A 14,050-nucleotide genomic window follows, 5' to 3' on the forward strand; every position below is an offset into this window, starting at 1 on the left:
TGACTGACAGCAGCAATTCTCATTTTGACCCGCATCCTGTCCAAGATGCCCAATCTTGAACGAAAGAATGCAGCTTTCGAGAATCCTTATTGAGACGATTCTCAATAAGCTGGGGCAAAATTTCCATAATGAGAATTGCTGGACTGACAGAGCCAAAAGTTTGTCAGTGGTCTATAATAGTGCTACAGTGGTGCAGAATAATAGGTAGGAGGCATAAATTTTATCGCCAAAGCCCATGAGTTTCTCGCTGACCTGTTACGTCTTGAGTGTTTTGCGTCGTGATCGTCTGATACCGAAGTTCGGCTAAATTTACCACTATTTGGTTTAACCGTATATGAAAACAGCGATAATAACTGGATCGACAGGCTTGGTAGGCAGGTCAGTTGCCAGATATTTGTCCTCCAGAGGAATAGATATCTTGTGTTTAGGAAGAAAACGATTAAGCAAGCGTGATATTAAAAAGCACTTTAAATATGATTTAAATTATATACAGTTGTCAATGGAATCTATTCTGTCATTAGGGAGAAAGATTGATTTAATTCAATGGTCGCCAGGCGATGACTGTGTATTCTTTAACTTTGCATGGGGGGGGCATAAAACTTTGACTGATGGTAGTTTTAATGATCAGATGAAGAATGCAATTCAAGCAGCGAAAGCAGTACAGTCAGCAAAAAAAGTAGGATGTATCAAGTTTGTGAACATTGGAACTTTTGAAGAAACCTATGCTGAGCAGTATTTGGAGGGTATGAATAACAGTCCTTACCAATCGACACAGTCCAACTATGCTATATCCAAATTGGCGTCAAGGGATTTATGCAAAATGGTCGCATATCTAGAAAAAATAGATTATGTACACACACGTTTGTCCGTACCACTTGAGTCTGATTTATCTAGAGGATCATATATTGCATCAACACTAAGAAAAATTGTAAAAGGGCAGCCTTACGAATCCCCAAAGAGTAATCAGTTATTTGATATAGTGTTTACTGATGATGTGGCTAAAGCTTATCACCTTATAGGTGTTCACGGAAAAAATAAAGCAGATTATTACATTGGGAATTCAAAACCCGCTACACTCAGCAGCTACTTTGAATATTTTGGGCGAATTGTGGAGAATGTCGAGGGTGAAGATGTAGCAATTGACAGTAATGCAACTGATCCGATCAGGCAACTTTTTGATACTGAAAATATACAGCGAGACACCGGATTTGTCGCCACAACCAGGTTTCAAGACGTACTAAAAAACTTAGATAGCATATGAAAAAAGCAATTGTAACAGGGGCTACGGGGTTTATTGGCTCAGTGTTTGTCGCTTATCTGATGAAAAGCGGCATCGAAGTCTTAGCTTTAGGAAGAAAGTCTCTCAACGAGGTCTCCGATAGGGAGAGGAAAAGGCTTGCAGGAGCTGCATATCTCAGGCTAGACATGAATGAAATTGCCCTTTTGAGCAAAGAACTATCAGGGATTGGTTGGAATGTAGGCGATGACTGTATTTTTTTCAATTTAGCCTGGGGAGGAGTAAATGGTCTATCAGACTTAAATATCGAAGCCCAAATGAAGAATGTAATTTGGTCGGTATCGGCTCTTGATACGGCTTCCCGGATCGGATGTAGAAGGTTTATTCAGGTAGGCACGATGGAAGAAGCCTTTACGTACAAATACCTTGATCTTGATCATAACACAAGCAACAAATATAACAGGCATGTCATATATTCTGTTGCAAAAATCGCTGCTAAACGTGCACTTAAGATTAAAGCATCGCAAATAGGGATAGAGTTTATCTATGTGCTCCATTCGCATGTTATGGGTCCGAATGACACTAAGGATTCATTCTTACAGGTAACTCTTCAAAAACTAATTAAGGGTGATGATTTGATTTTTTCAACGGGTGAACAGTATTTCGATGTGATTTCCGTAAAAGATTGTGTTTATGGCTATTATTTGATTGGGCAGAGGGGCGTTCCAGGATCCGAGTACTGGGTTGGCTCTGGGGATCCGCGACGTTTAAGAGAGTATGTTGAGCGTATGTATAGACTATTTCCTTCAGGACAAGAAATGCAATTTGGAAAACTTCCTTACAATGACATTGTATTAAACAAGGAAGACTTTTCAATCAAATTGCTAGCCGAGCATACAGGGTATGCGCCTACCATGACATACGAAGAAACAGTAAAGGAGTTGTATGATAGTCTTGTAAAATAATGCACATGGTCTCAGCTACTTGATGGACTGATTGGGTTATTCTGTACTGGTGTCTCTTTACAACTCTGCATTATATCGGAAAAGTCGATGGCTAAGTTAATTTCAAGTCGAGGCACTTCAGTCTGTCGTGCCTGTGGATCAGATAATCTCTCTAGTGTGTTAGATTTAGGTTCTCAGCCCATACCATCTGAGTACGGCCGCACTGCAGATGAAGTTCTTGATGTCTTTCCACTGCACATGCGTATCTGCAAGCGATGCGGTTTGGGCCAGGTAGGTGAGTACGTTGTGCCTGAACGAATATTTCATGACACCTACCCGTACCTCTCTTCGGCTAGTTTCACATGGGTTGAGCACGCGAGGCAGTACGCCCGCTCAATGACGGATTCCCTCGCGCTCGACTCCAACAGTCTTGTTGTTGAACTAGCTAGTAATGATGGTTATCTGCTCTCGGAGTTTCGTAACCTCGGAGTTCCAGTGCTTGGCGTCGAACCCGCTGTGAATGTTGCAACTATTGCATGTGAAGCTGGAGTCCCGACAGTTACAGAGTTCTTTGGTGCTAGTGTCGCAGAGAAAATATTGGCCGATTATGGGTCTCCCGGGCTCATCGTAGCTAACAACGTCTTCGCACACGTCCCTGATATGCACGACTTTACAGAGGGCATGTCGATACTTGCGGATGATCACACCCTGATTACGATCGAAAACCCTTCTTTCGCTGTTCTGCTTCAAGAAACACTCTTCGATACGATTTATCACGAGCATTACTCCTACCTGACGGCTCATTCTGTAAGGGTTGTTGCTCAAGCACACGGGCTTGATCTGGTTCACGTGGATAAGTTGTCAACACATGGTGGCTCAAACCGATACTGGCTAAGTCGCTCTCGGACAGCGGACGATACGGTAAGTGCCACCCTTGAAGCTGAAAATCGGTCTGGTTTGTTCAAACCTGAAGAGTGGTTTGCATTCGCTGATCGATCAAAAGCCGCTATTGAGGGCCTCCGTAACTGGTTTCTTGAGCGCAAGCAAGCAGGGGATGTTGTGGTTGGTTACGGTGCTGCTCACAAAGGAAACACATTCCTTAACGCTGTAGGCGAGGCGTCCAAGACATTGACTTACGTCGTTGATGCGAGTGTGGAAAAGCAAGGCAAATTTCTGCCTGGATCCCAAGTGCCGGTATTAGCGCCGGAACAACTCGCGTTAGCAAGTCCAACTGATGTTCTGATTCTTCCGTGGAACATCGCTCCTGAACTAGCGGAGCGAATTAGGTTGGTCACGCCGGAAGCTCGTATCTGGGTGGCGCAACCGAGAATACAACAACTCTGAAGGAAATCTGAACTCTTATGAAATTAGAATCAACTCCGATAGAAGAGCTATTCGTCCTTCACCGGCCTGTCCGTCGGGATGAGCGAGGATTTTTCAGTCGGCTTTTTGGCGCTGACGAAATTGCTGCTGCAGGACGCCCAACGGAAGCAGTCCACGTAAACTCTTCCACATCTGTTACAGTTGGGACACTGCGCGGTATTCACTTCCAGTACCCACCTCATGCTGAAGCGAAGATTGTTTCGTGCGCAGCGGGTGCTATCTGGGATGTGGGCATTGACCTGCGGCCGAGTTCACCGACAAGGTTTCAGTGGTTTGGCATCAAGTTAACCCCTATGAACGGAGTCAGTATGATTATTCCCGAAGGTTTCGGTCATGCGTTCATCACGTTGGAACCCAACTCGACGGTCATATATGTTGTTTCTGCCGCTTACGCCCCAAGCCACGAATCAGGTGCCCGGTTTGATGACCCCGTGCTAGGGATTAAATGGCCAATCAAACCGCGTGTACTGTCGGAGAAAGACCTTGCTTGGGGGTCGCTCACGGACCGCATCGATGAGCTTGATACACGATTTGCTTAAACCTTTTCTAAAGGATGCTGGAGAAACATAGCATTGGAATATTAGGATGGTGAGCCTGATTGACTGACAAAAGTTAAAGTGGGGGCCGTGGGATATAAAGAGAACCTGGAACTCAAGGTGGTAAGACCGTGCCTGATGCTGTGGTTAAGATATCATAGCCGGGTGACCGTTGCGATGAGGAGTAAAGCGAACGCGACGAATGAGCATCTCATCCTGAACCAGGGAAGCGAGAATCCAATCTCAGCCAATACGTAGAATACCTATGAACCCGCTGCCCATGAGGGTCGATCCAACGTCGTCTCCTTACTCCTAACTTTTGTCAGTCAACCAGGTTGACGACTCATGGGGAAAGTTTGCGGGTGTTTGCCCAGCTTCGGGAACTTGGATGTCATTCGCTGAGTCACCGGGTGGGAGAAGTGTTGGAACAGGAGGAAGGAAGCAGCGGGATTGCTGACGGTTGAGGGGTATAGAGGTTTTCAGAGAAAGGCTGATACGATCAAGAATGATTTGTTACGTTTTTTGTTGCAGGCTAAGCAAGAGGAAATAAGTTGTGGTAGGCTACGGTGCAGCCACTAAGGGCAATACCCTGCTAAACTATGCTGGGGTTCGACCAGGTTTGATGAGGTTTGTCGTGAATCGCAATCCAGCTAGGCAGGGTCAGTTCATGCCAGGCAGTTGGGTTCCGATTGTTGATGAGCCTTCTTTGCAAAACTGTCGCCCTGATTATGTGATGATTCTGCCTTGGAACCTTAGGTCTGAGGTTGCGAATCGTTTAAACTACATTCGGTCGTGGTCAAGCCGTTTCGTTTTTGCTATTCCCGCCTTGGAAGTTTTATGAAAAAACGCATCTACTATACTAAACCCTCAATTACTGAGCTAGAGGTTGAGTATGCTACAGATGCTGCTCGTCATGGCTGGGGTGATCGCTGTTACGAGTATATTGAGCATTTCGAAAGAGCATTTCGAGAGCATCTGCAAGTTGACTATGCAATTGCTACATCTAGTTGTACGGGGGCTTTGCACATGGGTATGGCCGCCCTAGGAATTGGTGAGGGCGATGAAGTCATTTTGGCAGATACGAACTGGATTGCTACGGCTGCCCCAATTATTCATTTGGGTGCTAAACCTGTGTTTGTAGATATTTTGCCAGATACTTGGTGTATTGATCCCAGTTTGGTAGAGGAGGCGATTACATCCCGAACGAAGGCAATTATTGCGGTCCATTTATACGGCAATTTATGTGAGATGGATGAGTTGCTGGCAATTGGTGAAAAGTATGGTATTCCGGTGATTGAGGATGCGGCTGAAGCAATTGGTTCTATTTATCACGGCAAACGGGCCGGAAGCATGGGAAATTTTGGCAGTTTTTCCTTCCACGGCACAAAGACGCTAACCACTGGAGAAGGGGGGATGTTTGTAACCAATGATGCAGCGTTATACGAAAGGGTTTTGACGCTTTCTAACCATGGTCGAGCTAGAGGTCAGAAAAAACAGTTTTGGCCAGAGATAATTGGATTTAAATACAAAATGTCTAATATTCAAGCTGCGATCGGATGTGCACAAATGGAGCGAGTTGGTGATCTCATAGCTCGAAAGAGGGAAATATTTAGATATTACCAGAAAAGTCTGGTTTCTATCGATGGTATCTCTATGAATCCCGAGACAAGTTTGACCGTTAATGGATATTGGATGCCGACGCTTGTGTTTGATAAGAGCACTGCGATAACTCGTGAGGATTTGCTAAAAACCTTCCAGGATGAAGGGATAAATGCTAGGGTTTTCTTTTATCCTTTGTCCAGTCTTCCTGAGTTTGGGGGGGTAGCCCGAAATTCAAGGTCGCAGTCTATTTGTGAAAGAGCTATAAATCTGCCCAGCTATCACGACATGTCCCAAACAGATCAAATTTCTGTGGTATCGATCATCAAAAAACTAAAAGTCAATGAGGTATAGCGAAATGCCATCAATGAGTTCAAAATTTTTAATAATGGCAGATAGTCAAGTCGGCTACGCCGTAGTCAAATGGCTACTGGAGAACTATAAACATGATATAGGTCTGGTTGTAACTATTGAACAAAACGATATATGGGAATATGCAAAAAAAAGGGGTGTTAATGTCACAGTATATCAATCAGACCTAAATTTAATCAAAGAAATCGAAAATTTCGGCTTATGCTTAGAACTTGGTTTCCTCGTGTGGTGGCCAAAAATAATAAAAGACGGTCTTATCAGATTACCCAAGGCTGGTTTTATAAATACACATCCTAGCTTACTTCCATACTGTAGGGGTAGGCACTACAATTTTTGGTCTATAGTAGAACAAGTTCCCTTTGGTGTAACACTTCACTTTGTTAATGCAGGAATTGATACAGGGGATGTAGTCGCTCAGGAACCCATCTTTTATGGATGGGAAGACAATGGAGAGTCTTTATATAACAAAGCAGTCAATAAAATGATATCTCTATTTCAGAAAGCTTATCCTCATATTAGAGTATTTAAATTCAACAAGAATCCACAAAAACTATCTGAGGGAAGTTTTCATTTCTCTCACGAAATGGATAATGTGAGTAGAATCGATCTAAACCAAAAATACACAGCAAAAGATCTTCTAAACCTTCTGAGGGCAAGAACTTTTAAAGGTCATCCTAGTTGTTGGTTTGAAGATGATGGGGAAATTTATGAAGTGAGAGTTACCATAGTTAGGAAATCTCCATGATTTTTTACGATAAATTCAAGAGAGGACGTGAGCAAGAAATACAGGTACAAGGTACGGACACTACCTCGCTTCGAGCTACAAAGCATTTTTTTGATAAGGCCAATTCTAGAAAGTCTTCATATCACTTCGAATGGCTAGTCCGCCCAATTATCCAGTATCCACAGGATATTGTGGCTATGCAGGAAATTATTTGGTCAGTTCAACCTGAACTTATCATTGAAACGGGCATTGTTCATAAAAGTTCCCTAATTTTTTCAGCCTCTATGTTGGAACTTAATGCCGCTTGTGGTGGCCATCAAGATGCTGAAGTTCTTGGTATAGACATTGACATTCGCAAGCATAACCGCCAGGCGATTGAGTCCTACTGCATGTTTAAGCGCATTTCAATAATATCTGGGTCGATACTTGACCTGGATATTATTGAACAAGTTAAAATGAAAGCCAGTGGGAAACAAAGTGTGTTAGTTTGTTTGGACAGCAACCACACCCATGATCACCTTCCTGCGGAACTGGAGGCTTATGCTCCACTGGTTACGTTAGGAACTTACTGGATGGTTTTTGATGAAAGTATTGGGGATTTTCCAGATGATATGTTCCCAGACAGCCCCTGGGGATTGTTCTTCACTCCCCAGGGGCTGTCTAGGAGTATTTGGAGACTCACTCTGAGTTTGAAGTTGACAAAAGCATCCAAGATAAGTTACTAATTACAGTGGCACCTGACGGTTATTTGAAACGTATTCAGTAGTTATTTTTTATCTTACAATATACTTGATTATGCTGAAACTTAACTATAAACCTCTAGTCAGTATTGGTGTCCCGACATTCAATCGACCTGATGGACTCAGACGCACCTTATCTCACATTTTTAATCAAACATATTCCAATTTAGAAGTTATTGTTTCAGATAACAACTCACCTGGCGGTAATATCGATACAATTATAAGAGACTTTGCTATATCTGGTAAAAAAATAAGATATTTTCGCCAGAAGAAAAACCAGGGGGCTGTCTTTAACTTTGAATTTGTTTTCAAGCAGGCTACAGGTCAGTACTTTATGTGGGCAGCTGATGATGATTATTTTGAAAGTAAAAACTTAATTGAAAATTTACAAGCAGCCTGTGCTAACATCAACATGGCCTTTCCTGATTTCAATGTTCAACATACATCAGGAAGAGTAGTTCGTGGACTTTTAAACAAAATCTATGGTTCTTGCTTAACTGATCAAGATTATTTGTTGGCTTGGTGTAAGTATGGATACGGCTATCCATACTATGGAATGTATAATCTAGATAATTGCACTAAAAATAACGTTTCATTTAAATTTGATACAGATCTGAAATATTATAGTGAAGGAACTTTTTTGCATCGATTATTTATCGCAGGCAATGTAAGGTTTGTTCCCAATACTTTTATACGCATATCAGAAGGTGGTAGCAGACCAGACAACTTGACACTTTTGATAGATCATTCGATTTATATTGAAAGAACTCTTAATCTATATACCTCATGTGACTCACAAAACATTAAGAACTATGTTGACACATTTCTAGAATCTCAAAGAGTTTATCGATTGTCTTTGTGTGAATCATTATTGGCAGATCTTAGGGCTGCAAGAGCTAATTTACAAGCATCTGTATTGATGAACTCGCTTAATGATATAGAAAGGCATATAGGAGGCTTAAAAAGTCAATTGTATCCACAATACCAACATCAAGGAGTAAAAGAGAAAACTGCCGTGAGTTATACTACACCTTTATCGCATATATCCAGTTATCGAGAATGGATTAGTACTCTCGCTAAAGCCCAGTGTAGGCTCTATTATCGAGATCAAACTCCTGAATCGCTAGAAAGCTTAGCCGAACTTGTTCAAAATCATCAACCAACTAAGATTATTGAGCTAGGTTCTCTTTTCGGTCTCTCTTTGAGAACATGGCTTTCTACACAAACTGATGCCGACATTGTTGCTATTGATTTATCATTCAGGTATCTGCGAGAGAGCCAAAAACTAATTCCTATTGATTTGTCGAGAGTGACCTTACTTGAACAGGACATACTCAAGACAGACTTCAGGCAACTTTGGGAGCAGGAGGATAAAGTCCTACTGTACGTAGATGCCCACGATCAGCCAAATGTGCCGATTATGGAGTATGTTTTGAACTACGTTGTTCCTCTTTTACCTGTCAATAGTTTGGTTGTAGTGGATGATCTATGGTATAGTCCTACAGTCCTTGAACAAGGTAACGTCCAAGCGTTTTTCGAGCAAGTTGTTAATCGCTATATGGATCCTCTTCATCCGATTGAGGCTGCTTATGCTCCCTACTGGGAAGGTGGTTCTTTTATTGGTTTCTTAGAGGTAATTCCTCTTATGAAATGGGTGTTTGAACAAAAAATAAAATTGAAGTTTCAAGATAACATTAAATTTGCTTACTTCCAAAAAAGCCAGCATTGATATCGAAAAATTTCCATCATGAATATCGACTTTCAAAAACAAACAGGAAAGATTCAAAATAATCCAATTTCTTGGTTTTTTGTTGATGGTAATGCTGACTTACAAGAGAATCAAGCAGCGCTACAACTATGCCACCAAGGTTCAAGGTTCTATGTGCTGGGCCGAAGTCAAGAAGCCATGCAATGCTTCAAGCAGGCTGCGCAAATATCTGCTCAAGTTCATGGACTTTACTACGCTCAAGCAGTCTGTATGGCTCAGTCGGGTCGTTTCACTGAGGCATTAGAATTGTTGAAGCGAGAAATTCAAAATCCACCTCACAATCCCAAGGCAAAATCTTTACTAAAAGATATTAATCACTGGCTGCAAAAGTACAGCCCAAGACAAAATACAGAAAATCATTATCAACCTCAGTCAGTCACATTTTTTACAACTGCAAAATCGTTTTCTGGGCCTGTTGCAATAGCACAAAAAAATGCTATTTTGAGCTGGACTTTACTGCGCCCTCGTCCCGAAATCATTGTGTTTGGCGATGAAGAAGGGGTTTCAGAGATCTGTGAAGAATTGGGGTTGATTCATGTCCCTGAAGTCCAAACCAGTGAATTAGGCACACCTCTAATTAGTGGTTTGTTTCAGGCGGCTCAGAATCTAGCCTCGAATGATTTACTGGTTTATATCAATGCAGATATAATACTATTAGACGACTTCATACCCGCGATCTCCAAGGTTGCTAGCACATTTAGTCGATTTTTAGTGGTTGGGCGAAGATGGGACTTAGATCTAAATAGACCCATCGATTTCCGGAACGAGAATTTCCCCATCATGATGCGGAATCTTGTTCGAGAGGAAGCTTCACTTCATGAGGTAACGGGAATTGACTACCTAGCATTTACCAAAAATTTGTGGGATGCAATACCTGATTTTACCGTAGGTAGGGCCGCGTGGGATATTGGTATGGTCTACAAAGTTTTAGAAAATCAAGATCCTGTTGTAGATGCCACTTCGGTAATAACGGCTATTCACCAAAATCATAACTACAATCACATTGTGGGGGGACAGGAAGCGGCTTGGAAAGGTGTGGAAGCTCAGCGGAATCATAGTCTAGCTGGCAACGCTTTTCCTCAGGGAATGAAGTCTGGAGGAATTGGTTATATTTCTGATTCCACATGGCAGTTAACTGATTCTGGAATACGACCAGTCGTGCCTCGAATCTTAGTTCAGCCCGCCTCTGCTGAAAGCTGTACTAAACGATTCAAAGACTTGCAAAAGGCGATAAAGTTTCATCCTGGATCTGTAGAAGCCTATAAGTGTTTGGCGGATTGCTTAAAATATCTGGGCAAACACCAAGAGGCAGAACGTGCTTACAAAATTTCACGCAAGCCATTAGGTATGGCAGTATGACAAGCCTACAGGAAAAGCAGCAGCATAGATTAACAGATTCCCTATCAAGCCTAACTAAGTCAGTTAAACTAAGTTATCAGCTAAAAATCTAGCCATCCCGCATGATCTACGGTCAAATTTTCTTTAACTTGACAGAGGAATAAACATCGACCCATTTGGTAGAATAGCTGTATCCTGAAGCACCTTGGGTAAAAGTCTAACGCATGAAATTCCTAATTACGACCACCTATTATGACATTTTTCTCCAGCGTTTCTATCAGCAGTATCCAGAGTTAACAGAAGCATCCTATCATCACCAACTTCAGAGCCTCATTCACCAATGCTTTGGCACGTCCGACTTTTTCTCATTTAACCTCCGTCAACTGGGGCATGACGCTGAAGAAATTATTGTCAACTGCACCCCCCTTCAACGGCAATGGTCCAGAGAGTTTGCCCCCCACCTGGATGCTCAATATCCCTCTGATCAGATCCAGGAATGGCAACATGCCGTCCTAGCAGCCCAGGTCAAAGCCTACCAGCCTGATATTCTCTATATTCACGATTTAAACTGGACTCACGAAGCCTTCCTCAAAGCCGTACGTCCATGGGTTAAACTCATCGTCGGACAGAATGCCAGTCCAATCCGCACCAACATTGACTATAGCGCCTACGACCTTGTTTTAACCTCCATGCCCCATTACGTCCCCATGTTCCGTCAACAGGGGACAAAAAGCGAATACTTTGCCTTAGCCTTTGAGCCTCGCCTCTTAAAGCATCTTGGTAAAACTGCCGACAAACATCCCGTCAGCTTTGTGGGTGGATACTCCGCCCATCATCGCAGTGGAACACAACTCCTTGAACACATTGCCCCCCGTATCCCCATCGCTTTCTGGGGATACGGGGGGCAAAATCTTCCTTCTACCTCAGCCATTCGCCAACGCTATCAGGGCGAAGCCTGGGCACTTGAAATGTTCCGCATTCTAGCAGAATCTCAAGTTACCCTGAACCGACACATCGACGTCGCCGGACAGTATGCCAACAATATGCGCCTCTACGAAGCCACTGGTGTTGGAAGCTGCCTGGTCACCGACCACAAAGATAACCTACATCAACTCTTCGAACCCGGCCGTGAAGTCGTCACCTATACCAGCCCCGAAGACTGCATCGAGAAAGTCCGCTATCTCCTCAACCATGAAGCCGAACGGAAAGCCATTGCCCAAGCCGGACAAGCGCGAACCCTCCGGGAGCATACCTATCTCCAGCGTATGCGAGAATTAGTGGACATTGTCCAACACTATCTCCCCCGTTCAACCCCAACGCCCCCTCCCCAAGCCCACCCCACCCCCTCACAAACCACTATGTTCTGGGATGACATCAAACTCGTAACCCAACAAATCGAAAAATATGGACTCAGACAGCCCTTCATCGACCTAGGAGGACTCGATCGCCCCGTCATTGCCGACTACGACCTCACCCTCCACACCGGCGACCAAAACGCCCGCTTCGTCGCCCTTTCCCAGCGTCCCTTTGACCATATTGACCCCGACTATCGAGTCCTCAACCCCGAAAAAGGCGACCCCTTCATCGAAAACCTGCCCCAACAGTACAGCAACAGCATTGGCACCGCCGTCTGTCTCAGCGTCCTAGAACATGTAGACAACCCCTTCCAAGTCTTCCAGGCCCTCTACCAAATCATGAGGCCCAACAGTCTCCTCATCCTCTCCACCGTCTTCTCCTATCCTTATCACCCCTCCCCCAACGACTACTGGCGCTACACACCCGCCTGTCTCAAACACCTCAGCCAATCCGCAGGCTTCCAAGTTCTCGAATGTGACTGGCGGCTCACCCTTCCCGCCGACAAAGGCATTCGAGCCGTCCAAGACGGAACCCTCCTCGAAGTCAAATCCGTCTACGCCACCCTCAGCAAAGGCGACTTCCAAAGCCACCCCAGTTCCCGCCACTACGCCCTACCCCAACGACGCTCCCGCAACCCCCAAGCCAACCAACTCATCGCCCAACAAGCTGCCTCCAACCAACCCCAACCCTCTACCACCTCCAACCAACCCGTTGTGCTAGTCCTCTCCGATGTCGCCAACCCGAGTCCCCTGGGCCAAAACTGCGATCGTATCCTCAGCGGCCTCAGCCAAAGCGGACAAACCCTCATCCACATCCATCCCAAAGACCAAGCCCCCGCCAACCCACATCCACAAATCCAATACCAAGAACTTCCCTATAACCCCCAGCAAGACTTTACACAAACTTTCACTCGCCAAGACGAAATCCGCACCCAAATCAGTCAACTCCGTCCCCATCTCGTCATCTTTATCGACTCCTGTCCCGTTTCCAACTTCGCCGCCAAACAAATCGTCAGCAAACTGGGCATCCCCTTCTTCCAAATCGTGGGTTCTGCCCTCCCCCAAATTGCCCAGAACTTCGCCCCTTGCCTGCCGAGCCTAGGCCAGTGGTATCAACAATCCCAAATCACCATCAGCTTCTCCCAAACAACCCTAAACCACCTACAACAACACTTCGGACTTCCGGCCAACAAAAGCAAACTCATCCAGGGAGGGACACCCATTCCCGACTACTTACCCCCCATCAACATGCAATCCTCCTCTCCCCAAACCCCAACTCCCCCCTCCCAGCGACCCCAATGGGAATACCTACCCCAAGGCTGGAAAACCCAAGACCCCCATATTCTTGGCTGGAACGTTCAGAGTATCCTACAAACCCAACAGAAAAAATGGCCCGCCTTCATCCAATCTCTCCAAGGAACCCGACCCCTAGGCATTAACCACGAATCTCCCAACCCGTCCGCCAGCGACTATGGTTCCCACAACACCCTAATGACCTATGGTTACGTCCTAGCCAAAGCCGCCCATCAGAAACAAAAACTCTCCATCCTAGATTGGGGGGGCGGACTAGGACATTACTACCCCATCAGTCAAGCCCTTCTCCCCGACCTAGACATCGACTACACTTGTAAAGACCTGCCCCTGCTTTGCCAAGGCGGTCGAGAACTTCTGCCCAACATCACCTTCTACGACGACGAACATCAATGTTTTCAACGTAACTACAACCTCGTCCTGTCCAGCTCATCCCTACAATACTCACCCGACTGGCAACAAGCCATCCAGAAACTCGTCCAAGTCAGTAACCCCTATCTGTTCATCACTCGTCTCCCCATCGTTCACCACAGCGACTCCTTCGTTGTCGTCCAGCGTCCCTACGCCTATGGCTATCACACCGAATATATGACCTGGTTCCTGAACCGCCAAGCCGTCATCGACTACACCCTCAGTTTAGGCATGGAATTTGTCCGAGAATTTCTCATCGCCGAAAAGTTCCCCGTTCCCAACGCCCCTGAAACCGCAGAAGCCCGAGGTTTCCTGTTCAAACGAGCCTAACA

The 14,050-nt window shown here is 44.8% G+C and carries 12 protein-coding genes and 1 pseudogene; all 13 read left to right on the plus strand.

Translation table 11 applies throughout. From position 1 onward, the window contains the following. The first annotated feature begins 334 nt into the window (after nucleotides 1–334). The 13 genes and pseudogenes from L855_RS04230 (at nucleotide 335) to L855_RS22155 (ending at nucleotide 14,048) form a co-directional block, all read left to right on the plus strand. Nucleotides 335–1,261, plus strand: coding sequence for an NAD-dependent epimerase/dehydratase family protein (locus tag L855_RS04230; protein WP_159784564.1), 927 nt, complete (start codon nucleotides 335–337; stop codon nucleotides 1,259–1,261). Beyond that, nucleotides 1,258–2,202, plus strand: coding sequence for an NAD-dependent epimerase/dehydratase family protein (locus L855_RS04235; RefSeq protein ID WP_159784567.1), 945 nt, complete (start codon nucleotides 1,258–1,260; stop codon nucleotides 2,200–2,202). The genes L855_RS04230 and L855_RS04235 overlap by 4 nt, the downstream gene beginning before the upstream one ends. 87 nt (nucleotides 2,203–2,289) lie before the next feature. Next, on the plus strand, nucleotides 2,290–3,525 hold the full coding sequence (locus L855_RS04240; protein ID WP_159784570.1) for a class I SAM-dependent methyltransferase: 1,236 nt from the start codon (nucleotides 2,290–2,292) through the stop codon (nucleotides 3,523–3,525). A gap of 17 nt (nucleotides 3,526–3,542) precedes the next feature. Next, the gene (locus L855_RS04245) at nucleotides 3,543–4,103 is read left to right on the plus strand and encodes a dTDP-4-dehydrorhamnose 3,5-epimerase family protein (RefSeq protein WP_159784573.1); all 561 of its coding nucleotides are present in this window, start codon (nucleotides 3,543–3,545) and stop codon (nucleotides 4,101–4,103) included. Between the two features lie 444 nt (nucleotides 4,104–4,547). Next, nucleotides 4,548–4,679: pseudogene (locus tag L855_RS22720) on the plus strand (hypothetical protein); the annotation flags it as partial. Continuing rightward, the gene (locus L855_RS22725) at nucleotides 4,654–4,941 is read left to right on the plus strand and encodes a methyltransferase C-terminal domain-containing protein (protein ID WP_159784579.1); all 288 of its coding nucleotides are present in this window, start codon (nucleotides 4,654–4,656) and stop codon (nucleotides 4,939–4,941) included. The pseudogene L855_RS22720 and the gene L855_RS22725, both read left to right, overlap by 26 nt. Further along, a complete protein-coding gene (locus L855_RS04260; protein WP_159784582.1) occupies nucleotides 4,938–6,053 on the plus strand; it encodes a DegT/DnrJ/EryC1/StrS family aminotransferase in 1,116 nt (371 codons plus the stop codon). Before L855_RS22725 ends, L855_RS04260 begins: the two co-directional genes overlap by 4 nt. Then, nucleotides 6,043–6,816 carry a formyltransferase family protein gene (locus L855_RS04265; protein WP_219729863.1) on the plus strand — a complete coding sequence of 258 codons (774 nt, stop codon included), beginning with the start codon at nucleotides 6,043–6,045 and terminating at the stop codon, nucleotides 6,814–6,816. The genes L855_RS04260 and L855_RS04265 overlap by 11 nt, the downstream gene beginning before the upstream one ends. After that, on the plus strand, nucleotides 6,813–7,520 hold the full coding sequence (locus tag L855_RS04270; RefSeq protein WP_281349478.1) for a cephalosporin hydroxylase family protein: 708 nt from the start codon (nucleotides 6,813–6,815) through the stop codon (nucleotides 7,518–7,520). The genes L855_RS04265 and L855_RS04270 overlap by 4 nt, the downstream gene beginning before the upstream one ends. After that, nucleotides 7,502–7,561, plus strand: coding sequence for a hypothetical protein (locus tag L855_RS22150; RefSeq protein WP_281349539.1), 60 nt, complete (start codon nucleotides 7,502–7,504; stop codon nucleotides 7,559–7,561). The genes L855_RS04270 and L855_RS22150 overlap by 19 nt, the downstream gene beginning before the upstream one ends. A 29-nt stretch (nucleotides 7,562–7,590) precedes the next feature. Beyond that, nucleotides 7,591–9,264: a glycosyltransferase gene (locus L855_RS04275; RefSeq protein WP_159784585.1), complete on the plus strand. Its 1,674-nt coding sequence runs from the start codon at nucleotides 7,591–7,593 to the stop codon at nucleotides 9,262–9,264. Between the two features lie 18 nt (nucleotides 9,265–9,282). After that, entirely contained in the window at nucleotides 9,283–10,662 is a 1,380-nt protein-coding gene (locus L855_RS04280; RefSeq protein ID WP_159784588.1) for a tetratricopeptide repeat protein, read from the plus strand. Nucleotides 10,663–10,865: 203 nt separating this feature from the next. Beyond that, complete coding sequence (locus tag L855_RS22155) at nucleotides 10,866–14,048, plus strand: methyltransferase, TIGR04325 family (RefSeq protein ID WP_192924992.1); 3,183 nt, start codon at nucleotides 10,866–10,868, stop codon at nucleotides 14,046–14,048. Nucleotides 14,049–14,050: the final 2 nt, after the last annotated feature.

This window comes from Sodalinema gerasimenkoae IPPAS B-353 (genome assembly GCF_009846485.1).
Taxonomy (GTDB): Bacteria; Cyanobacteriota; Cyanobacteriia; order Cyanobacteriales; family Geitlerinemataceae; genus Sodalinema; species Sodalinema gerasimenkoae.

Coding starts and splice junctions, on each gene's coding strand:
- L855_RS04260 (WP_159784582.1), top strand. CDS start 4,938: ATGAAAAAACGCATCTACTATACTAAACCCTCAATTACTGAGCTAGAG.
- L855_RS04235 (WP_159784567.1), top strand. CDS start 1,258: ATGAAAAAAGCAATTGTAACAGGGGCTACGGGGTTTATTGGCTCAGTG.
- L855_RS04280 (WP_159784588.1), top strand. CDS start 9,283: ATGAATATCGACTTTCAAAAACAAACAGGAAAGATTCAAAATAATCCA.
- L855_RS04240 (WP_159784570.1), top strand. CDS start 2,290: ATGGCTAAGTTAATTTCAAGTCGAGGCACTTCAGTCTGTCGTGCCTGT.
- L855_RS04230 (WP_159784564.1), top strand. CDS start 335: ATGAAAACAGCGATAATAACTGGATCGACAGGCTTGGTAGGCAGGTCA.
- L855_RS04275 (WP_159784585.1), top strand. CDS start 7,591: ATGCTGAAACTTAACTATAAACCTCTAGTCAGTATTGGTGTCCCGACA.
- L855_RS22155 (WP_192924992.1), top strand. CDS start 10,866: ATGAAATTCCTAATTACGACCACCTATTATGACATTTTTCTCCAGCGT.
- L855_RS04265 (WP_219729863.1), top strand. CDS start 6,043: ATGAGGTATAGCGAAATGCCATCAATGAGTTCAAAATTTTTAATAATG.
- L855_RS04245 (WP_159784573.1), top strand. CDS start 3,543: ATGAAATTAGAATCAACTCCGATAGAAGAGCTATTCGTCCTTCACCGG.
- L855_RS04270 (WP_281349478.1), top strand. CDS start 6,813: ATGATTTTTTACGATAAATTCAAGAGAGGACGTGAGCAAGAAATACAG.